We start from the raw sequence: 20,968 nt of genomic DNA, 5'->3' as shown, positions 1-20,968 counted from the left end.
GCCCGCCCCTGCCGCTGCTGCCCGGCCTGCAGGCCCAGGGCGAGCGTGCGCTGTGGCTGGGCGTGCGGCCCGAACATGTGCAGCTGGCAGTGGCGCCCCTGAGCGGTGTCGCCACCAGCGCTGCGACCGTCGAGGTGGTGGAGCCCACCGGCGCCGAAACCCAGGTGGTCAGCCGCTTTGGCCAGCAGCCTCTCATTTCGACCGTCAAGGAGCGCCTGGCGCTGGCGCCAGGCCAGGCGCTGCATTGGCACACGGCACCGCAGCACTGGCATGTGTTTGACCGGCAAAGCGGTGAGCGGCTCAACGTCGCTTAATACCAAGCCTAATGCACAAAGGCTCCCAGTCGGGAGCCTTTGCGTTGCTGGATGCAGCCGTTTAAGCCAGGGGGCCTGCGCTCAAGATCTCCGACAGCGCCTTGCGCGGCGAGGGCGTTTCGCGCTCGGCCAGGTCGGCGGGCAGGCTGGACTTGTCACCGCGCTCGCCAATGGCGACCAGGCATTCGACCTGCCAGTTGTCACCGAGCTTGAGCACGGCGCGTGCAGCATCGCGCTCGATGCCGCCCATGGCGTGGGTGGCCAGGCCCATCGCATGGGCTTGCAGGGCCAGGTAGCCCCAGGCGCAACCGGTGTCAAAGCTGGGCGCGGGAGACTCGTCCTTGTTCGACAGCACCACCAGCAGCGCACCGGCGTTCAGGCACCAGCGGCGGTTGAACTCGTTGGGGATGGTGGAGAACGCCTGCCAGTTGGCATCGCCGTTGATCGAATAGGCAAAGTGCCAAGGCTGCTTGTTGCTGGCCGAAGGGGCCCAGCGTGCGCCTTCCACAATGGTCTCGATGTCCTTGGCGGTCAGCGCCTTGCCCGAGAAGGCGCGGGGCGAGAAGCGGTCCAGAAACTGGGGATGGATGGCATGGGTGGATTGGCGCGTCGTCATGGTCAAAAAGTGAGCAATAGGACCGCCAGCATGCCATATTCGCCGGTTTTTTGCAGGCTTAGATTTTTTGTTTGTCGACCAGCTTGAAGGTGCCGGTGGCCAGGCCCAAAAGATTGCCGGCATCGTCATGCAGCTCGCCGCGCACAAACGACAGGCTCTTGCCGCGCTTTTCGCAAACGGCCGTGCAGACCACATCGCCGCTGCCCGGCGCAATGTAATGAATGGTCAGGTCCACGGTGATGACGCCATAGCGCAACGGATCATGCGCGCGAGCAGCGCAGGACAGGCCCACATCGAGCAAGGTGGCGATGGCGCCGCCATGCATATCGCCCCGGCTGTTGGTGTACTGCTTCTGGTAGGGCATGCGCACCCGGGCGCGCTCATTGCCGATCGCCTCGCCCTTGAGCAGGAAGGCCTCGGCCATGGCCATGCTGAGGCCGAAGATCTGGTTGGCGGGCTCATCCACGGTGTAGGCGGGGATGTCGTTGGCAACGGCGGAGGGTGCAGTGGTGGTCATGGGGCAGGACGCAGCAGGTTCAAAACCTTGGATGTTAGCGGCAGGAGCCCCAAGCTGCGCCGCGTGGCTGACACCTGGGAGTCGCCGCTCCAGCGGCGCCCAGCTTCGTTTGCAAAGCGGGGGCTTGGCTTCTGGGGGCACGGTTTATCATCGCTGGCTTATGCCCGTCTGGTCCTCAGCATCCTCTCTGTCATCCCCGTATTGCCCGCGCTGCGGCGCAGCGAACTGCCGCAGCGCAGGTGCGCGCGACCGCTTTGCCTGCCTGCAGTGCGGCGCGCAGTTCCGGCTGGAGCAGCTGCAGGGCCAGGTATTTGCTGGCATGTCCGCGTCGGCAGACGCAGCCAGCGGGGCGCGGCTGCGCCGGCACCTGCCCTGGCTGGCGGTGCTGCTGGCCATGCTGCTGTCCATCCCCTGGTGGCTGCCCCGGCTGCAACCCGGGCTCCAGCTGAAGCTGCCCGCTGCCTGGCAAGACAAGGCAGCGCCGCTGGCGCTGGGCCGCAGCGAGGCGACCACGCTGATCGAGCGCAATGGCCAGCGCCTGCTGCTGCAGCTGTTTGAAAACCGCGAGCAGGGCGATGTGGTCTACCGCGTGCTGGTCCGTGATGCCGCCACCGGCGCCAGCCTGGGCGAGCCCCAGCGCATGGCCATGCCCTGGGCTGGCAGCGCCGGCCGGGCCGAGCTGCAGTTTTTCTCGGACGGCCAGCTCTACCTGTTTTTGCGGGAGCGCGGCTTTTGGCGCCTGGATCTGGCGAGCCTGCGCTTTGTCGATCTGCTGCCCCAGCTCAGCGAGAAATTTGCCGCGCAGCTGGGCGAGGGCATTGTGGGCGTAGCGCCCAAGGGCCGCGACCGGCCTGACAGCCTGGAGGTCACCAGCCGCAGCGGCAGCAAATACCTGGTGTACTGGCTGCTCGGCCAGATCTGGCCGGTGGCCGACAGCAGCAGCCTCTACGAAAAGGCCCAGGCCGGCTACGGCCAGGAGATCGCCTTCTACCGCTATGAATCGCTGCCCCGCCCCACCGGTGAGGAAGGCCGCGCGCTGCTGGTGCAGTCCTGGTGGAGGCACGAGCCCGGCCAGCCCGCCTACTTTGGCTATTACGACCTGCAGCCCAGCGACAGCCGCGAGGTGCAGACCTCGCCGCGCAGCTATGTGGCCATTGGCGATGGCTTCTCGACCCGCCCCTATGCCACCAAGGACCGGGGCCTGCTGCGCATCAAGGTGGTGCAGCCGGCGGTGCCGCGCTTCCATGCCGATGTGATGGCCGAGAATGCGCGCCGCCTGCTGCTGGCCTACAACCCGACGCCGCTGCGGCAGGAGGGGCGCGTGATCCAGCTGCTGGACAAGGCCAACCAGCAGGTGGTGTGGAGCCGCACCATCGACCAGTTGCCCCCGCTGGGCCAGCGCGAAGGCGGCATGTATGTCACCGGCCAGGCTGTCAGCGCCGGCTTTTTGCTGCTCGATGACATGCGCCAGCCCGCGCTGCTGATTGGCGATAACGGCGAGGTGCTGCAGGACTTTGGGGCTGCGGCCCAAGGAGCCGCGCAGTGAGCATTCCTCGGCGTTTTTATCTTCCGCTGGGCCTGGGCTTTCTGTGCTTTTTTGTGCTGCCGCTGCTGGTGCCAGCGACGGTCAAGCTGCTGCAATCGGGTGCAGACAAGGCCGAGGAGCTGGGCGATGTGGCGGCCTCGGCCATCTACCAAGGAGAGGACGGCAGCCTGCGCATGCTGCGGGTGATGAAGCACAGCACCGCGCAGGACGATGTGTTTGTGCTGCTGGACAACGACCTGCAGGCCAAGCAGCTGCTGGGCGAGCCCCAGCGCATTGTGCTGCCCCGTGCGCAGCTGCGCCAGCCGGCCCGCTTGCGCAGCGAGGCCAATGGCCAGCTGTCGCTGCTGCTCAATGACCGGCACTGGTGGCTGCGCGCGCCGGCGCAGACCGCGTTTGCGCCGATGGATGCCGCGCTGCGCCAGCGCTTTGCGGCCGAGCTGGGCACGGGTGTGTCCAAGTACGCCTTTGGCGAGCTGCGCGAGCCGGGGCTCTTGGATGTGACCAGCAATACCGGCGACCGCTATGCGCTGTACTGGGCCAGTGGCGAGCTCTACCCCTGGGCCGAGCGGTTGCCCCGCTGGCAGCAGCGCCCCTGGGCACAGTACCCGCAGACGGCCTCGCGCATCGATTACGCCGACTTTGACACCGACGTGGCCCAGTACGGCATGCCGATGATCTTGCTGCAGTTTGCGCAAAAGGTGCGGCCCGGGGAGTTTGAGCGCTGGCCACGGCTGAGCGTGCATTCCAGCGCCGACAAGCAGGTGCGCGCCGCCCCCAAGCTCTACCAGCCGGTCAGCGATGGTTTTGTCGTCAGCCGCCAGGCGCTGCGGGAGGCGGGCATTACCCAGATTGCAGCGGTGGCCAGCGTGCCGGTGCAGTTCAGCGGCGAAGTGCTGGCCCGCAATGCGGGCCGGGTGCTGATGCGCTACGACGAGACCCCTACCACCGCCGCCGAGGTGGTGCTGCAGATCGTCGATGCGCGCAGCCTGCAAGTGGTGTGGCGCAAGTTCACGCGCGAGATGCCGCAGTTGCTGTTTGACGGCGAGCACCTGGCGGCCCAGGCCTGGCCCGGTGGTTTTTACCTGAGCACCGGCTTGAATCTGCCGGCCCTGGTGATCGACAACGAGGGCCAGACCGTGGTCGACTTTCAGCCCCAAAAGCGGCTTGAGGCAGCCAGCGAAGACTGAGGCATCAGCGCATGCACGCGTGGCCCGGCTAGCCCATGGTCAACGTGGATAGTGGACGATAAAAGTGCAGCGCAATACGATAGTTATTTAGCGGCCTACAGCGCTGTTTTGTAAAGAAATTTTGCAAATCCACCGGCCTGTTTACGTAAAGCCAAACGAATCTCCAAAACTCCTACAGCCAGCGCCAGCCCGCAGCGGCACCATGTCCTCACGGCAGGCGTTTGCTCCTGCCGCCAACCTGACACTGAAGGAGTAAGCGCCATGAGCCAGCAGAACCACCAACAGTCCGGACAGCAGCCTGCCCAGAAAAAGGAGCAGCAGCAACAGCAACAATCCCCGAAGCAGCAGCAACCGGGCCAGCAGGACCGCAAGCAGCCATCGCAGAAGTAGTCTGCGACTGCGCGGCCCACGAAGACCAGACGGAGCACCCCATGCAACAACTGCCTTTGCCGATGACCAAGCAGCAGCCTTGGCCGCTGCAGCAGGGCCAGCCGTTGCGCGAGGCCAAGTACTCGCAGCAGCAGTGCAAGTGCAACCGGCGCCAACTGGGCACCGAGCCCAAGACACCGGACAACGCACAGATGTGCTGATCTTCTGAGCCCCTGCACCAAAGCCTGCACGATGCGGGCTTTTTCGTGGGCGCTGCAGCGCATGCGCGGCGATACTGGCGCTCTCGACCACCTCGCCAGCCGATATCGATGAACACCGGTTTCTTCGCGCAGCCCAACCCGCCCTACCGCCGCGCCAACTACAACTTTGCCTACCAATGGATCGAAGAAGTTGGCAGCCTGGCCGCCTTGCTGGCGCATGTCGAAGCGCTGCGCGCCGCAGACCCCGCGCACCGCTATCTGTGCACCTTGGACGATATCCAGCAGGGCAGCTACACCAGCGGCCATGCCAGCCAGGACGACCGGCTCTACCTGGACAGCCCGCCGGACATGGACTGGGACGACCCAGCGCAGGAGGCGGCCTGGGATCTGCAGGCGCTGCAGCACCGCGCGCGCCAGTTGCGCGAGGCCCAGGGCCCGCAACGCTGGGCCGATGTCTGCGGCAGCCTTGCGGTAAGCGCCAGCGATATCGACGCACTGCTGGCCGCCAACCGCGCGCCCGATCTGCTGCTCGATGACGTCGTCTACATCCAGCGCCTGCCGCTGGCCGAAGGCGATCCGCTGATTGCCGGCCAACCCAATGGCTATTTCAGCGCCGACTGGGACAGCTTTCAAAACCACGCCATCCACCAGCATCTGGCCGAGCAGCATGGCTACCAGCTGTTGGCCATGGGCGCCGCCTGGATGGCGCTGGCCCGCGTGCAGCCGCCCGGTGCGGCGCAGGCCCAGGCGCTGGTGGAGGACCTGCGGGCGCTCTATGCCCAGGGCAATGAGGCGCTGCTGGCCCATGCGGGCTGGCAAGCCTTGCCAGCGCTGTTGCAGATGCAGCGCACGCTGGTATTGGGCTATACCGAAGACATGGCCGACCGCTGGGAGTAGAGCCTGGCTTGTACTTCTGTGAAGGATGGAAAAGGGATGTAGGCGGCCCTGCGTCACTTACCGCCTGGAATGCCCAAAGCGGCTTTGCAAAATGTGCAGCGAGAAACGTCTCGATGCAGGCGGCGCGTCAATTCCTACACCGGCCCTTCGGCGGCAGCGCGACCATAGAGCCATGGCAGGGCATGTCGCCCCGTCATCATCTTGAAGGAGCTAACGCTATGAATCAGCCAAACAGCCAACGCAATCCCAACCAGGTGAACCAGCATCAATCGGGCCAGAAGCCCGGTGCGCCCAAAGAGCAGCAGCACCAGCAGCAGTCGCCGCAGCAAAAGCAGCCTGGTCAGCAAGACCGGTCGCAGCAGCAGCGCTGAAGCCAGCGTTGGCCTAAGCCACTGGTAGCCGTCACCGCGCGATAACCAGCAGGGTCAGCCAGGGTGTATGCCTGGCAAGCCCGTAAAAAAGCCTCCATCGCTGGAGGCTTCTTGCTGTCTGCGGTGGCGGGGAGATCAGGCCAGCTTGGCCTTCAACAGCTCATTGACCTGGCCCGGATTGGCCTTGCCCTTGGAGGCCTTCATCACCTGGCCGACCAGGGCATTGAAAGCTTTGTCCTTGCCGGCCTTGTACTGCTCGACATTGCCGGGGTTGGCGGCGATCACCTCGTCGATGATGGCTTCGAGCGCGCCCGTGTCATTGGATTGCTTCAAGTCCTTGGCGTCGATGACGGCGTCGACGTCGGTGCCTTCGCCGCTCCAGAGCGCTTCGAACACCTGCTTGGCACTGTTGTTGCTGATGACATTGCCGTGGATGCGGGCGATCAAGGTGCCCAGCTGCGCGGCGCTGACCTTGACCTGGTCCATGCCGATCTCTTCCATGTTCAGGCGGCGCGAGATCTCGCCCATCACCCAGTTGCTGGCGAGCTTGGGCTGGCTGCTGGCCTTGGCGGCGGCTTCAAAGTAGTCGGCCATGGCCTGGCTTTGGGTCAGGGTGGTGGCGTCGTACTCGGGCAGGCCGTAGTCGGCCACAAAGCGGTCGGCGCGCTGGCGCGGCAGCTCGGGCATCTCGGCCTTGACGGCCTGCACCCAGCTGTCGGCAACGACCAGCGGTGGCAGATCCGGATCGGGGAAATAGCGGTAGTCGGCCGCGTCTTCCTTGGTGCGCATCGCACGGGTCTCGCCGGTATCGGGGTTGAACAGCACGGTGGCCTGCTGGATCGCGCGGCCGTCTTCGATCTCTTCGATCTGCCAGCGGATTTCGTAATCGATGGCGATCTGCATGTTCTTGAACGAGTTCAGGTTCTTGATCTCGCGGCGGGTGCCCAGCGGCTGGCCCGGCTTGCGCACGGACACGTTGGCATCGCAGCGGAACGAGCCTTCCTGCATATTGCCGTCGCAGATGCCGATCCAGGTGACGATCTTGTGCAGTTCCTTGGCGTAGGCCACGGCCTCGGCGGTGCTGCCCATGTCGGGCTCGGTGACGATCTCCAACAGCGGCGTGCCGGCGCGGTTCAGGTCAATGCCCGATTGGCCGATGAACTCGTCGTGCACCGATTTGCCCGCGTCTTCTTCCAAGTGGGCGCGCACCAGGCGCACGGTCTTTTTCTGGTCGCCGACAAAGAAGCTCACCTCACCGCCTTGCACCACCGGGATCTCGAACTGCGAGATCTGGTAGCCCTTGGGCAGGTCGGGGTAGAAGTAGTTCTTGCGCGCAAAGATGCTGACGGGCGCAATCGTGCTGCCCAGCGCCAGGCCAAGCTTGATGGCGCATTCGACGGCCTTCTTGTTCATCACCGGCAGGGTGCCGGGCAGGGCCAGGTCCACGGCGCAGGCCTGGGTGTTGGGCTCGGCGCCAAAGGCGGTGCTGGCGCGGCTGAAGATCTTGCTGTTGGCGGCCAGCTGGGTGTGGGTTTCAAAGCCAATCACCACTTCGTAGCCGTTGATGAGCTTGATGCTTGTTTCGGTCATGTTCTGTGTTCCTCCCTGCGTTACTTCGCGATGCCGGTGGGCTGGCGCAGGTGGTGGTCGGTGGCTTGCTGCAGCTGGTGGGCGGCGTTCAGGAGCTTGGCTTCGCCAAAGTAGTTGCCGATCAGCTGCAGGCCCACGGGCATGCCGCCTTCGCCAAAGCCGGCGGGCACGGACAGGCCAGGCAGGCCGGCCAGCGACGCGGGCAAGGTGTAGATGTCGGCCAGGTAGTTGGCCAGCGGGTCGCTCTTGCCGCCCAGTGCCCAGGCCACGGTGGGCGCGGCAGGGCCGGCGATCAGGTCGCAGTCCTGGAAGGCGGCCTGGAAGTCGTCGGCAATCATGCGGCGGATCTTTTGCGCCTGCAGGTAGTAGGCGTCGTAGTAGCCGTGCGAGAGCACATAGGCGCCGGTCATGATGCGGCGCTTGACCTCGTCGCCAAAGCCTTCGGCGCGGGTCTTCTTGTACATGTCCACCAGGTCGCTGTAGTCCTTGGCGCGGTGGCCAAACTTCACGCCGTCAAAGCGCGAGAGGTTGGACGAGGCCTCGGCCGGGGCGATGATGTAGTAGACGGGGATGGACAGCTCGGTGCGCGGCAGGCTGATCGGCACCAGCTTGGCGCCCAGCTTTTCGTACTCCTTCAACGCCGCATCGACGGCGGCGCGCACATCGCTGCTCAGGCCATCGCCAAAGAACTCGGCGGGCACGCCGATGCGCAGGCCGGCCAGCGAGTCGTTGAGGTGCTGCGTGAAGTCTTCGGCCGGGTGGTCGAGGCTGGTGGAGTCGCGGTCTAGGTCGGGGCCGCACATTTCGCTCAGCAGCAGCGCGCAGTCTTCGGCGGTGCGCGCCATCGGGCCGGCCTGGTCCAGGCTGGAGGCGAAGGCGATCATGCCGTAGCGGCTGGCGCGCCCATAGGTGGGCTTGATGCCGGTGATGCCGCAGAACGACGCGGGCTGGCGGATCGAGCCGCCGGTATCGCTGCCGGTGGCTGCAGGCGCCAGGCGCGCGGCCACGGCCGCTGCCGAGCCGCCGGACGAGCCGCCGGGCACGCGGCTGGTGTCCCAGGGGTTGCGTACCGGGCTGATGGCGCTGTTCTCGTTGGCCGAGCCCATCGCGAACTCGTCCATATTCAGCTTGCCCAGCGTGACGGCGCCAGCAGCTGCCAGCTTGGACACCATGGTGGCGTCAAACGGCGACTGGTAGCCGGCCAGCATCTTGCTGCCTGCGGTGGTGGGGAAGTCCTGCGTGACGAACAGGTCCTTGTGGCCCATCGGCACACCGGCCAGCTTGCCGGCCGTGCCCGCTGCAATGGCAGCATCGGCAGCGCGGGCCTGGGCCAGCGTCACTTCTTCGTTGATGTGGATGTAGGCACCCAGATCCTGGTGGGTCTTGGCGCGGGCCAGAAAATGCTGGGCGGCCTCGACGGAGGACACTTCGCGGCTTTTGAGCTTGGCAGCCAACTGGGCCACGCTCAAGTCATGCAATTCGGTAGGGATGCTCATGCAAATCTCGCGATCTTGGCGATCTCGGTGAATGGGAAAGGGCGCTGCGCGCCGGTCTCAGGGGCGTGGTGCTGCGTGCTGCTGCCACCACGGCTGGGGGCCGGTTGTTGCCAGGGCCCGCCAGGCCTGAAGATGCTGTGAATTACTCAATCACCTTGGGCACCAGGAAATAGCCTTTTTCCACGGCAGGGGCACTGCGCTGGTTGGCCTCCCGGTTATTGGGTTCGCTGATGACGTCATCGCGCAGACGCAGGCTGATTTCCTGGATCGCGGCCACGGGGTGTGACAGGGGCATGACACCGGAGGTATCCACAGCCTGCATCTTCTCCACAATGCCGAAAAAGTTATTCATCTGCGAGAGCATGCGCTCACTCTCGGAGTCGGATAATTCGAGCCGCGCCAGGTTGGCGATGCGGGCAATGTCATCTTTTGTCAGGGCCATAGATAGTCGTATGTAAACCAGTCGTAAAAAAACGGGGCCGGAAAGCGTTGCCCTGTAAGTTATTCACAGGGGATGGGGTATTATCCCGTCTTTGACGCAATAAGGCGGCAACGTCGGTCATTGCGCATCAAAAACCCTTCTGTCATCTCACCACACACCAATGAAGGGCGATGGAGCGCCGAAGTGCGACCCATGCCCTAGAGGAAACTTGCATGTTCGGAGCGTTCCGTCGCTACTTTTCCACCGACCTGGCCATCGACCTGGGCACGGCCAACACCTTGATTTTTGCACGCGACAAAGGGATTGTGCTCGATGAGCCCTCCGTGGTTGCGATTCGCCATGAAGGTGGCACCCATGGCCGCAAGGTCATCCAGGCCGTAGGCCGCGAAGCCAAGGCCATGCTGGGCAAGGTGCCCGGCAATATCGAAGCCATCCGCCCGATGAAGGACGGTGTGATTGCCGACTTCCTGATCACCGAGCAGATGATCAAGCAGTTCATCAAGATGGTGCACCCCCGCACCTTGCTCTCGCCCAGCCCCCGCATCATCATCTGCGTGCCCTGCGGCTCGACCCAGGTCGAGCGCCGCGCGATCAAGGATGCCGCGCTCAAGGCCGGCGCCACCCAGGTGGAGCTGATCGAAGAGCCGATGGCTGCCGGTATCGGTGCCGGCCTGCCGGTGTCCGAGGCCTCGGGCTCGATGGTGGTCGACATTGGTGGCGGTACCACCGAAGTGGGCGTGATCTCGCTGGGCGGCATGGTCTACAAGGGCAGTGTGCGCGTGGGCGGTGACAAGTTCGACGAATCCATCATCAACTACATCCGCCGCAACTACGGCATGATGATCGGCGAGCCCACGGCCGAGCTGATCAAGAAAAGCATTGGCTCTGCGTTCCCGGGCTCCGAAGTCAAGGAAATCGAAGTCAAGGGCCGAAACCTCTCCGAAGGCGTGCCACGCAGCTTCACCATCAGCTCCAACGAGGTGCTGGAAGCCCTGACCGAGCCGCTCAACCAGATCGTCTCTGCCGTGAAGAACGCGCTGGAGCAAACCCCGCCCGAGCTGGGTGCCGACATCGCCGACCGCGGCATGATGCTGACCGGTGGCGGCGCCTTGCTGCGCGACCTGGACCGCCTGCTGGCCGAAGAAACCGGCTTGCCGGTGCTGGTTGCCGAGGAGCCACTGACCTGTGTGGTGCGCGGCTGCGGTATCGCCCTCGATACGCTCGACCGCAAGGGCGTGACCATCTTCACCAGCGAATAACCCGGGCGCCCTCCGCGCGGATACGCAATAATGGCGAGCGTCAGCGACTATGCAACCCATAGCCCGCTGCCGGCCCGCCATTGCGCTTTGCGGCCCGCTTGCCACTGGCGGTGTGCACAAGGTCTGGCTGATGGGCCCGCCGCCGCCATGCGCCCGCTTCTGCTTTTTCGCTTTTCTCTGATGTCCCTGCTCCTGTCCCCTGTCCACCGTGCTGACCGCCGAGCGGCGGGGCGGCACGCGCCCGGACCAGGCGCAGCGCGCAGGGCCCGGTTCTGCTGAGGCCACCGCATGGCACGCAACGTCTTCTCCGGCGGTATACCGACCTTCCGACCCCAGGGGCCCAGCGCCAATGTGCGTCTGGCGCTGTGCGTGGCGCTGGCCGTGTTCCTGATGGTGGCCGACGTGCGCTTCAAGCTCACCGAGCCGCTGCGCAAGGCGGTGGCCACCGTGCTGTTCCCGATGCAATGGGTGATGCTGCAGCCGGTGCTGCTGGCCCAGGGCGGCGCCAGGTATTTTGAAGACCTGCACACCGCGCAGGCAGCGGCCGTGGTGGCCGAGAAAAATGCCATCGCACTGACGCACCGCGCCAACCTGGTCGAGACCCTGGACCATGAGAACCAGCGCCTGCGCCAGCTGCTCAACCTGGTGCCCCGCCTCAAGACCGAGGGGCGCGCTGCCCAGGTGGTGTACGAGACGGCGGACGCCTTCAACCGCCGCGTCGTGATCGACAAGGGCGAGGTCGCCGGCATTGCACGCGGCTCGCCGGTGATGGACGAGCTGGGCGTGCTCGGCCAGGTGACCCGGGTGTTTCCGATGTCGGCCGAGGTGACCTTGCTGACCGACCGTGAGCAGGCCATCCCCGTGCTCAACCCGCGCACGGGCGCCCGGGCCGTGGCCTATGGCGACCCGACCAATGCCTACGGCGGCGGCATGGAGCTGCGCTTCATGCCCAGCAATGCCGATATCCAGGAAGGCGATCTGCTGACCACCAGCGGTGTCGATGGCGTCTATGCGCCCGGCCTGCCGGTGGCGCGCATCGTCAAGATCGAGCGCCGGGCCGATTCGCCGTTCTCGCGCGTTTACTGCGAGCCGCTGGCGCAGATGTTCGGCACGCAGTTTGTGATGGTCATCAACCCGCTGCCCGAAGACGCGCTGCCCCCGCGCCCGCCGGTGGAGACCAAGACCCAGGAAGGCCCGGCATCGACCCCCCGCAAGGGCAAGCGCGGATGATGCCCGCTACGATGAACCAACCCCCAGGAGTGCAGCCATGATCATGCCGCGTGGGCAGCCCTTGCTGCTCCCTGTCCCTCCGGGCTTTATTGCGCTGACCCTGGTGCTGGCGCTGATGATCAACATGCTGCCGCTGGGCCGCGCACTGTGGCTGCCCGATGTGCTGCTGCTGGTGCTGGTCTACTGGGGCGTGCATGAGCCCGGCAAGATCGGCATGGGCTGGGCCTTTGTGCTGGGCCTGTGCATGGATGTGCACCAGTCGTCCCTGCTGGGCCTGCATGCGCTCGTGTATTCGGCCGTGCTGTATGGCGTGGCGCTGCTGCGCCAGCGCATCACCTGGCTGAGCGTGATGGCCCAGGCGGTGCAGGTGATGCCGCTGTTCCTCGCCTCCGATGTGGTGCTGATGCTGCTGCGCATGTTGCTGCGCGGCAGTTTTCCGGGCTGGGGCTTTTTGACGCCCGGCCTGTGGTGCGTGGTGCTGTGGCCGCTGGTGAGCTGGCTGCTGCAGCTGCCCCAGCGCCAGCCGCCCGACGATGACGAGAACCGCCCTTTGTAAGCGGGGGCCTGTGCGCAGACCATGACCGAGATCCAGAATTCAGACCGCGCCTTCAGCCGCTTTCGGCTGCGGGTGGTCGTCATCGGTCTGGTGGTGGTGCTGTGCTTTGGCATTCTGCTCTCGCGCCTGTATGTGCTGCAGGTCGAGCGCCATGATGACCTGCTCGCACAGGCCGAGAGCAACCGCACGGCGGTGGTGCCCATCGTGCCCAACCGGGGCCAGATCTATGACCGCAATGGCGTGCTGCTGGCCACCAACTACTCGGCCTACACGCTGGAGATCACGCCCTACAAGGTGGGCGATGTCGAAGAGACCATCGATGCACTGTCCCAGCTGATCGAGATCACGCCGCGTGACCGGCGCCGCTTCAAGCGCCTGCGCGAGGATTCGCGCAACTTCGACTCGCTGCCGATCCGCTCGCGCCTGACCGACCAGGAAGTGGCCAAGTTTGCCGCCCAGCGCTACCGCTTTCCCGGTGTGGATGTGAAGGCGCGGCTGTTTCGCTCCTACCCGATGGGCGAGACCGGTGCCCACCTGATCGGCTATATCGGCCGCATCAACCAGCGCGAGAAGGAGCGCATCGACGACTCCGACGAAGCGGCCAACTACCGGGGCACCGAGTACATCGGCAAGACCGGTGTCGAAGCCAGCTACGAAAAAGAGCTGCATGGCCACACCGGTGTGGAGCGCATGGAGACCTCGGCCGGCGGCCATGCGGTGCGCAAGCTCGACAGCTCCCCGGCCACTCCCGGCGAGAGCGTCGTGCTGTCGGTGGACATCAAGCTGCAGAAGATGGTCGAGGATCTGTATGGCGAGCGCCGGGGCGTGGCCGTGGCGATCGACCCGCGCAGCGGCGAGCTGCTGGCCATGGTCAGCAAGCCCACCTACGACCCCAATATCTTTGTCGAAGGCATTGACCAGGAAAGCTGGAAGGCGCTGAACGAATCCATCGACCGGCCGCTGCTCAACCGCGCGATGCGCGGCACCTACCCCACCGGCTCCACCTACAAGCCCTTCATGGGCCTGGCAGGGCTGGAGACGGGCAAGCGCACGCCCTCGACCATCATCCAGGACGGCGGCAGCTGGACCTTTGGCGGCCACACCTTCCGCTCCGGCCATGCGCTGGGCCCGGTCGATCTGAACCGCGCGATCCAGCATTCGAGCAACGTGTATTTCTACACGCTGGCCAATGAGATGGGGGTCGATGCGATCCATGATTTCATGAAACCGCTGGGCTTTGGCCAGATCACCGGCATCGACCTGCCCGGTGAGGTGCGCGGCGTGCTGCCCAGCACCACCTGGAAGCGCGACACCTACAAGCGCCCCGAGCAAAAGCGCTGGTATGCGGGCGAAACCATTTCGCTGGGCATTGGCCAGGGCTACAACAACTTCACCATCCTGCAGCTGACCCATGCGCTGGCGACGATCCTGGACAACGGCAACAGCCGGGTGCCACATGTGGGCCGTTCGCTGATTGACCCGGTCACCGGCGAGCGCCGCCCCATTGAGCAGCCCCCGCCCGTGAACCTGGGCTACAAGCAAAGCAATATCGAGGCCGTCAAGCGCGGCATGGTGTCGGTGGTGACGGGCGGCACCGGGCGCGGCTCCTTTGGCACGGCCCGCTACACGGCCGGTGGCAAGACCGGCACGGCCCAGGCCATCAGCATCGGCCAGAAGGAAAAGTACAACGCCGCGCGCCTGGCCGAGCGCCAGCGTGACCATGCGCTGTACATCGCCTTTGCCCCGGCCGAAGACCCCAAGATCGCCGTCGGCGTGATTGTCGAGAATGCCGGTTTTGGTGCCGGCTCGGCCGCGCCCATTGCCCGCCGCATCATCGATTACTGGTTGATGGGCGAGTACCCCAGCGAGGCCGACATGGCTGCGATGCAGCGCGGCGACGGCCGCGCGCCGATGGGCACGCCGCGCAGGGTCGAAGATATCCAGCTCAAGCCGGCCGCCGAGCCGGGGCAGTAACGAAGGCGGCCTTCGCGCTGAGTGCCGGGTTCTAGCGCAAGAACGCGTCGTAGCCGGTCTTGAGGATCAGCGCCGCCACGACGACGATGAACATGCCGCGCACAAAGCCCGAGCCTTTTTTCAAGGCCATCCAGGTGCCCAGCATGCTGCCCAGGATGTTGGCTGCGGCCAGCGGAATCGCAAAGTGCCACCAGACATGGCCCTTGGCGGTGAACAGGATCAGCGCCGCCACATTGGTGGCGATGTTCAGGATCTTGGCACTGGCCGAAGCGTTTAGGAAGTCATAGCCCAGCCAGCGCACCATCAGGAAGACGAAGAAGCTGCCGGTCCCTGGGCCAAAGAAACCATCGTAGAAGCCAATGGTGGCGCCAATAGCGCAGGCGACCCAGGCTTCGGTGCGGCCGCTGTAGCGCGGCGCATGGGTCTGGCCCAGCTGCTTTTTGTACAAGGTGTAGGCCAGCACGGCAATCAGGATGACCGGCAAGGCCTTGCGCAGCATGCTGGGATCGACCACGGTGACGGCCCAGGCCCCCAGCAGCGAGGCGACAAAACCTGCGCCTGCCGCCGGTGCAATGGCGGCCCAGCGCATGTCCACGCGCTTGGCGTACTGGCGCGCCGAGATCAAGGTGCCCCAGACGCCTGCGCTCTTGTTCGTGCCCAGCAAGGTGGCTGGCGGCGCAGAGGGGAAAGCGCCAAACAGTGCGGGCACCAAAATGAGGCCGCCACCACCGACGACCGCATCCACAAAGCCCGCGAACATCGACGCGAAGGTAACGAAGATCCATTCCATGGGGCGAGATTGTCGCACCGCCGCGTGGGGTGCAGCACCGTACCAGGGCCGCTAAATGCAGCGCTGTCAGCGGAACAGACGGGGGCGGTGCTGCCAGGCCGTGATGGGCTGGCCGGCGGGTGCGGAGGCGGGCGGCAGCGAATGCGGCGCCAGAAAAACAAAAGCGCCCGAAGGCGCTTTGAAGGAGCATCTCATTTTTATTGATGCTTTTTATAAATGTTCGAATTGTAGAGATGTCTCCTCGGTCCTCTCGCAGAGCACTGTTTCAGTGCCTCGAGTGCCTCTACTATAGGTCATCGCACCTGCATGGTGCATTGGGATTTACCCCAAAGGTAACTGATTTGGTGCAGATTGCAGGATGCGACCGATTTCTGCCCCTTTCCTGCGCCCAGCCGCCCCATAACGGCAAAAAATGAGACAAAACTGCCGTTTCAGGGCGTGCTGGGTGCTTGATTGTCCTTGAAGAGGGCAGGGTCAGCGCGACGGACGCTGTAACCGCGCTGAAACTCTGCGGCGCACCATCATGGCCCATGGCTGGCGCGTATCCACTCCGAGGCCCGCTCGGCGAGCATCAAGGTCGGCGAGTTGGTGTTGCCGCTGGTGATGGTGGGCATGGCTCCGGCATCGACCACACGCAAACCCCGCACGCCGCGCACGCGCAGCTCGCTGTCGAGCACGGCCATTGGGTCGTGGTCGGCGCCCATCTTGGTGGTGCCCACCGGGTGGAAGATGGTGGTGGCGATATCGCCGGCCAGGCGCGCCAGATCCTCATCGCTTTGGTATTGCGCGCCGGGCTTCCATTCCACCGGCTGGTACTTGGCCAGCGCCGGCTGGGCGGCGATGCGGCGGGTCACGCGCAGGCTGTCGGCTGCCACCTGGCGGTCCTCGGCGGTGGACAGGTAGTTGGGCGCAATCGCCGGGGCAGTGCGGAAGTCTGCGTTCTTGATCTGCACCGTGCCGCGGCTCGTGGGGTTGAGGTTGCAGACGCTGGCGGTGAAGGCCGGAAAGCTGTGCAGCGGCTGGCCAAAGGCGTCGAGCGACAGCGGCTGCACGTGGTACTGGATATTGGGGTGGGGCTGGCTCGCGCTGCTGCGGGTGAAGGCGCCCAGTTGCGAGGGCGCCATGCTCATCGGGCCGCTGCGCTTGAGCAGGTATTCCAGTCCGATCTGGGCCTTGCCCCAGAGGTTGCTGGCCAACACGTTCAAGGTGGGCGCGCCATCGATCTTGAAGACCGAGCGGATCTGCAGATGGTCCTGCAGATTGGCGCCGACGCCGGGCAGGTCATGCTGCACGGCAATGCCATGCTGCTGCAGCAAGTCACCAGGCCCAATGCCTGAGAGCTGCAGAATCTGCGGCGAGTTGATGGCGCCCGCGCTCAGCACCACTTCCTTGTCGGCCTTGACGATGGTCATCTCGGTGCCGGTCCAGACCTCCACCCCGGTGCAGGCGAGCTGGCCGTCGGCCTGGCGCTCGAGCACCAGGCGGCTGACCTGGGCATTGGTCCACATCTCGAAGTTGGAGCGGCCGTAGCAGGTAGGGCGCAAAAAGGCCTTGGCGGTGTTCCAGCGCCAGCCGTTTTTCTGGTTGACCTCGAAATAGCCCACGCCTTCGTTGCTGCCCCGGTTGAAGTCATCGGTGGCGGGGATGCCCGCTTGCTGGGCGGCTTGCGCAAAGGCGTCCAGAATGTCCCAGCGCAGGCGCTGCTTCTCGACGCGCCACTCGCCGGTGCTGCCGGTGCGGCGGTTGCCATGCCACTGCGCAAAGCTGGGGCTGGTCTCGCCTTCCTGGTCCAGGCGCCAGTGGTCTTCATGGCGCTTGAAGTAGTTGACCGTGTCATTCCAGCGCCAGCGGGCGTCGCCGGTCAGCTCGGCCCAGTGGTCGTAGTCGCGCGACTGGCCGCGCATGTAGATCATGCCGTTGATGCTGGAGCAGCCGCCCAAGGTCTTGCCGCGCGGGTAGAGCAGGCTGCGGCCGTTGAGCCCGGCATCGGGCTCGGTCTTGTACAGCCAGTCGGTGCGCGGGTTGCCGATGCAGTACAGGTAGCCCACGGGGATGTGGATCCAGTGGTAGTCATCGCGCCGGCCCGCCTCGATCAGCAGCACCCGGTTATGGGTCTTGGCGCTGAGGCGGTTGCACAGCAGTGCGCCCGCCGTGCCTCCCCCGATGACGATGTAGTCGAAACTTGTGTTGTCTCCAGATTGCATGTGCGGTCTTTTTCTCATTGGGAGTATGGGGCTCCCTCGGTCCATCGAATCGGCAAGTTTGTGAGCAGTATGCCGGGCTTGCCAAGCGGGAAAACCAATGCCCTGTCACCCATCGCGCCTACTGCCTGCCCGTGGCCGCCCGGCGTAGTGTAGATGCCGCACAAGCGCGGCTCGGCGATGCCTTCCTACAGCGGCACGCGCTGTGATCGCCAGCCCGCTGGGTGCGCCTGGGTGACAGACCGGCTATAGTGCGAATGGCGTGCGCGCAGGGCGACACGCTTTGTTTTTGGACCCATGGACGATACAGCCCCTCATCTACAGCAACTTCAGGACGGCACGCAGCGCTGGGCGCAGCTGCGTGGGCGCTGGGGTGCGGCAGAGCTGGGCCAGCGCCCGCTGTGGCGTGAGCTGCGCCGCCAGCTCGATGGCGCCGCGCCCAGCGCGCAGCAGGGCTGGGACCTGAGCGAAGTGCAGTGGCTCGACCATGTGGGCGCGCAGCTCCTGTGGGACCACTGGGGCCAGCAGTGGCCTGCGCAGCTGCGCACCACCGAGCTGCAGCGCCAGATGCTTGAACGGGTCGCGTCGCTGACGATGGGCTGCCCGCCGGAGACCAAGGTCAACTGGTGGGGCTGGCTGATCCAGCTGGGCCTGGTGCTGCTGGGCTTCATGGCCCATGTGCGCAGCATGGTCGAGATGGTGGGGCAGCTGCTGCTCGATGTGCTGCGCCTCATCAAGAACCCGCTGCGTGGCCCTTGGCGCGATGTATCGGGCCATCTGTATGCGATGGGGGCCACCGCGCTGCCGATCACCGCCCTGGTGGGCTTTTTGATTGGCGTGGTGCTCGCCTACCTGATGTCGCTGCAGCTGCGCCAGTTCGGTGCCGATGCCTTCATCGTCAATATTCTGGGCATCTCGCTGGTGCGCGAGCTGGGGCCCTTGCTGGGCGCCATCCTGGTAGCCGGCCGTACCGGCTCGGCCATTACCGCGCAGATCGGCGTGATGCGGGTCAACGAAGAACTCGATGCGATGCAGGTCATGGGCATTGCGCAGGGCTACCGCCTGGTGATGCCGCGCGCGCTGGCGCTGGCGCTGGCGATGCCGCTGGTGTCGATGTGGACCACGGTCTGCGCGCTGGTGGGCGGCATGATGGCCGCCGATGCCGCCATGGGCGTATCGCCCGCCTATTTTCTGCAGGCCATGCCCGGCGCGGTCGATATTGCCAACCTCTACCTGGCGCTGGCCAAGTCGGTCACCTTTGGGGTGGCGATTGCGCTGATTGCCTGCCACTGGGGGCTGGAGGTCGAGCCCAACACCCAGAGCCTGGGCCGGGGCACGACCTCGTCGGTGGTGATCTCGATCACCGCGGTGATCGTGCTTGATGCGATCTTTGCGATCGCGTTCCGCAAGGTGGGGTTCTAGCGATGAGCCATGCCATCTCCCAACCCCCCAGCGCGCCGACCAGCGATGAGAAAGTGGTCGAGATCCGCAAGCTCTGGACCGTGTTCGGCCAGGGCGACCGGGCCTTTGCGATCCACCAGGACCTGGACATGTCCGTCTACCGGGGCGAGATCCTGACCCTGGTGGGCGGCTCGGGCACCGGCAAATCGGTGCTGCTGCGCCAGATGCTGGGGCTGCTGCACCCGGCCAAGGGCGAGGTGCTGGTGATGGGCCAGCCCGTCAAGGAGCTGAGCCTGCGCGGCGCAGCCTCGCGCATCGGCATGCTGTTCCAGCAAGGCGCGCTGTTCTCGGCCTTCAATGTGCTCGAGAACATCGCGTTCCCGCTCAGCGAGCAGGGCACGCTGCCCAAATCCGTGGTGCATGATGCGGCCATGGTCAAGCTGCAGATGGTGGGCCTCAAGCCCGAGCATGCCACCCGCATGCCCTCTGACCTGTCGGGCGGCATGATCAAGCGCGTGGCGCTGGCCCGGTCGCTGATCATGGACCCGCCCCTCTTGCTGCTCGACGAGCCCACGGCCGGGCTCGACCCCAACAGCTCGGACGAGTTCTGCGCGCTGCTCAAGGACCTGCATGCCGAGCTGGGGCTGACCGTGGTCATGGTCACCCACGACCTCGATACCTTGTTTGCACTGTCCACCCGCGTGGCAGTGCTGGCCGAAAAAAAGGTGATTGTCTCGGGCACACCGGCCGATGTGGTGCAGTTCAAGCACCCCTTTATTGAACATTTCTTCCTGGGTGAGCGTGGACGCCGTGCAATGGCTCCAGTGGCGCTTGGTGGGGTGAAGGAATAGCTATGGAAAACAAATCACACGCACTGGCGGCTGGATTGTTTGTGGTCTTGCTCACGGCGCTGGTCATCTTCCTGAGCCTGTGGATGGGCCGGGACAACACGAACTACATCCGCTATGAACTGTCCACCCGCGAGACCGTCAGCGGCCTGCAGCCGCAGGCAGCGGTGCGCTACAAGGGGGTGGCCGTGGGCCGCGTGACCAAGATCGAGTTCGACCCGGCCCGCGACGGCACGGTGCTGATCATCATTGCGGTCAACGCGGAAGCGCCCATCACGCAGACCACCTACGCAATGCTCGGCTACCAGGGGGTCACGGGCCTCGCCCATATCCAGCTCGATGACGACAACACCGAGACCACGCCGTTGCCCCCCGGCCCCGACGGCATTCCGCGCCTGCGCGTCAAGCCCTCACCGTTTGGCCAGATTGCCGAGCAGGGGCCCATCATCTTGCAGCAGGTGGAAGACGCGACGCGCAAGGTCAACGACCTGCTCAGCGAGGACAACCAGCAGGTGCTGGTGGACAGCATGAAGAGCCTGGGCCAGGCAGCGCAGAGCCTGGAGCAGCTGAGCAAGCGCCTGATGGTGACGGTCGATACCAAGCTCGACCCGGCCCTCGCCAGCCTTCCTGCCATCGCGCAGGATACGCGCAAGACACTGGCGGGTATCCAGAAGACCTCCAATGACGTGAGCACGGCAGTGGGCAGCCTGGCGGCCAAGGGCGGCGTGGTGGACCAGATGGGCCAGGCGGTCGAGAAGGTGAGCGATGCGGCCGACAACTTCAACCGCAGCACCTTGCCGGCGATGGGCCGCACCATGCATGACGTGGGCTCGGCCGCACGCCGCATGGGCGATACGGCCGATGCGTTCAAGAACAACCCGCAGTCTCTGATTTATGGCAGCTCCAATGCGCTGCCGGGCCCTGGCGAGCCAGGTTTTGTAGCCCCTGCCGCCGCAGGCAGCGGCCGATAGGATGGATGCCATGATTTCTACTTCCCTGCGTGCGCCCTGGGTCCGCCGCCTGCAAGGCGCGGGCCGCGCAGCCCTGGTGGCTGCGTCGGTGGCGGTGCTGGCCGCTTGCTCGGCCCTGCCGCAAAAGCCCCAACCCGTCGCCCGTTATGACTTTGGCCCGGCGGTCGCGCCG

The 20,968-nt window shown here is 65.3% G+C and carries 21 protein-coding genes; 14 read left to right on the top strand and 7 right to left on the bottom strand.

The genetic code is table 11. The features are described 5' to 3' along the window. On the top strand, positions 1 to 314 hold a 314-nt coding region (locus H928_RS27490; RefSeq protein WP_043339889.1), incomplete at its 5' end, for a TOBE domain-containing protein. Positions 315 to 375: 61 nt separating this feature from the next. Here H928_RS27490 and H928_RS0112470 read toward each other — a convergent pair. After that, positions 376 to 930 (bottom strand): nitroreductase family protein, encoded by a 555-nt coding sequence (locus H928_RS0112470; protein WP_021026813.1) that lies wholly within the window; start codon positions 928 to 930, stop codon positions 376 to 378. 58 nt (positions 931 to 988) lie between these two features. Beyond that, a complete protein-coding gene (locus tag H928_RS0112465) occupies positions 989 to 1,447 on the bottom strand; it encodes a PaaI family thioesterase (RefSeq protein WP_021026812.1) in 459 nt (152 codons plus the stop codon). Between the two features lie 319 nt (positions 1,448 to 1,766). Between H928_RS0112465 and H928_RS0112460 the strand changes: the two genes are divergently transcribed. The 6 genes from H928_RS0112460 to H928_RS31555 all read left to right on the top strand — a co-directional run bounded on the left by H928_RS0112460 (position 1,767) and on the right by H928_RS31555 (position 6,038). After that, positions 1,767 to 2,993 (top strand): hypothetical protein, encoded by a 1,227-nt coding sequence (locus H928_RS0112460; protein ID WP_148293145.1) that lies wholly within the window; start codon positions 1,767 to 1,769, stop codon positions 2,991 to 2,993. Further along, positions 2,990 to 4,180 (top strand): hypothetical protein, encoded by a 1,191-nt coding sequence (locus H928_RS0112455; protein ID WP_021026810.1) that lies wholly within the window; start codon positions 2,990 to 2,992, stop codon positions 4,178 to 4,180. The genes H928_RS0112460 and H928_RS0112455 overlap by 4 nt, the downstream gene beginning before the upstream one ends. Before the next feature lie 261 nt (positions 4,181 to 4,441). Continuing rightward, positions 4,442 to 4,570, top strand: a complete 129-nt coding sequence (locus H928_RS31560) for a hypothetical protein (protein ID WP_021026809.1) — start codon at positions 4,442 to 4,444, stop codon at positions 4,568 to 4,570. Positions 4,571 to 4,611: 41 nt separating this feature from the next. Then, positions 4,612 to 4,770, top strand: coding sequence for a hypothetical protein (locus H928_RS32740; RefSeq protein WP_165841215.1), 159 nt, complete (start codon positions 4,612 to 4,614; stop codon positions 4,768 to 4,770). 108 nt (positions 4,771 to 4,878) lie between these two features. Continuing rightward, the gene (locus tag H928_RS0112440) at positions 4,879 to 5,667 is read left to right on the top strand and encodes a hypothetical protein (protein WP_021026807.1); all 789 of its coding nucleotides are present in this window, start codon (positions 4,879 to 4,881) and stop codon (positions 5,665 to 5,667) included. A 218-nt stretch (positions 5,668 to 5,885) separates the two neighbouring features. Then, the gene (locus tag H928_RS31555) at positions 5,886 to 6,038 is read left to right on the top strand and encodes a hypothetical protein (RefSeq protein WP_021026806.1); all 153 of its coding nucleotides are present in this window, start codon (positions 5,886 to 5,888) and stop codon (positions 6,036 to 6,038) included. Positions 6,039 to 6,173: 135 nt separating this feature from the next. Here H928_RS31555 and gatB read toward each other — a convergent pair whose 3' ends face one another. The 3 genes from gatB to gatC all read right to left on the bottom strand — a co-directional run bounded on the left by gatB (position 6,174) and on the right by gatC (position 9,566). After that, complete coding sequence (gatB, locus tag H928_RS0112430) at positions 6,174 to 7,628, bottom strand: Asp-tRNA(Asn)/Glu-tRNA(Gln) amidotransferase subunit GatB (protein WP_021026805.1); 1,455 nt, start codon at positions 7,626 to 7,628, stop codon at positions 6,174 to 6,176. A gap of 20 nt (positions 7,629 to 7,648) precedes the next feature. Beyond that, entirely contained in the window at positions 7,649 to 9,124 is a 1,476-nt protein-coding gene (gatA, locus tag H928_RS0112425; protein WP_021026804.1) for an Asp-tRNA(Asn)/Glu-tRNA(Gln) amidotransferase subunit GatA, read from the bottom strand. A gap of 142 nt (positions 9,125 to 9,266) precedes the next feature. After that, positions 9,267 to 9,566 (bottom strand): Asp-tRNA(Asn)/Glu-tRNA(Gln) amidotransferase subunit GatC, encoded by a 300-nt coding sequence (gene gatC / locus H928_RS0112420; protein ID WP_021026803.1) that lies wholly within the window; start codon positions 9,564 to 9,566, stop codon positions 9,267 to 9,269. Between the two features lie 212 nt (positions 9,567 to 9,778). On the opposite strand from gatC, the gene H928_RS0112415 reads away from it, so the two are divergent. The 4 genes from H928_RS0112415 (at position 9,779) to mrdA (ending at position 14,585) form a co-directional block, all read left to right on the top strand. Beyond that, the gene (locus H928_RS0112415) at positions 9,779 to 10,825 is read left to right on the top strand and encodes a rod shape-determining protein (RefSeq protein WP_021026802.1); all 1,047 of its coding nucleotides are present in this window, start codon (positions 9,779 to 9,781) and stop codon (positions 10,823 to 10,825) included. Between the two features lie 288 nt (positions 10,826 to 11,113). After that, positions 11,114 to 12,055, top strand: coding sequence for a rod shape-determining protein MreC (gene mreC, locus H928_RS0112410; RefSeq protein WP_021026801.1), 942 nt, complete (start codon positions 11,114 to 11,116; stop codon positions 12,053 to 12,055). A gap of 37 nt (positions 12,056 to 12,092) precedes the next feature. After that, positions 12,093 to 12,611 (top strand): rod shape-determining protein MreD, encoded by a 519-nt coding sequence (gene mreD, locus H928_RS0112405; RefSeq protein WP_021026800.1) that lies wholly within the window; start codon positions 12,093 to 12,095, stop codon positions 12,609 to 12,611. Between the two features lie 21 nt (positions 12,612 to 12,632). Next, positions 12,633 to 14,585, top strand: a complete 1,953-nt coding sequence (mrdA, locus tag H928_RS0112400; RefSeq protein ID WP_021026799.1) for a penicillin-binding protein 2 — start codon at positions 12,633 to 12,635, stop codon at positions 14,583 to 14,585. A 31-nt stretch (positions 14,586 to 14,616) separates the two neighbouring features. Here mrdA and H928_RS0112395 read toward each other — a convergent pair whose 3' ends face one another. Together H928_RS0112395 and H928_RS0112385 are read right to left on the bottom strand one after the other, a co-directional pair. Then, positions 14,617 to 15,375, bottom strand: a complete 759-nt coding sequence (locus H928_RS0112395; protein ID WP_021026798.1) for a TSUP family transporter — start codon at positions 15,373 to 15,375, stop codon at positions 14,617 to 14,619. Between the two features lie 521 nt (positions 15,376 to 15,896). After that, entirely contained in the window at positions 15,897 to 17,579 is a 1,683-nt protein-coding gene (locus H928_RS0112385; RefSeq protein WP_021026796.1) for a GMC family oxidoreductase, read from the bottom strand. 294 nt (positions 17,580 to 17,873) lie between these two features. Between H928_RS0112385 and H928_RS0112380 the strand changes: the two genes are divergently transcribed. From H928_RS0112380 to H928_RS0112370, 3 genes are read left to right on the top strand one after another with little or no spacing between them, the layout of a single operon-like run. Then, complete coding sequence (locus H928_RS0112380) at positions 17,874 to 18,998, top strand: ABC transporter permease (RefSeq protein WP_021026795.1); 1,125 nt, start codon at positions 17,874 to 17,876, stop codon at positions 18,996 to 18,998. A 2-nt stretch (positions 18,999 to 19,000) separates the two neighbouring features. Continuing rightward, positions 19,001 to 19,828 (top strand): ABC transporter ATP-binding protein, encoded by an 828-nt coding sequence (locus H928_RS0112375; protein WP_021026794.1) that lies wholly within the window; start codon positions 19,001 to 19,003, stop codon positions 19,826 to 19,828. A 2-nt stretch (positions 19,829 to 19,830) separates the two neighbouring features. Beyond that, positions 19,831 to 20,796, top strand: coding sequence for an MlaD family protein (locus tag H928_RS0112370; RefSeq protein WP_021026793.1), 966 nt, complete (start codon positions 19,831 to 19,833; stop codon positions 20,794 to 20,796). Positions 20,797 to 20,968 lie beyond the last annotated feature (172 nt).

The organism is Comamonas sp. B-9 (genome assembly GCF_000410635.1).
In the GTDB taxonomy this organism is placed as follows: domain Bacteria; phylum Pseudomonadota; class Gammaproteobacteria; order Burkholderiales; family Burkholderiaceae_C; genus Comamonas.
The sequence above is the reverse complement of the archived record's forward strand: the minus strand, read 5'-3'. Positions and strand labels throughout refer to the sequence as shown.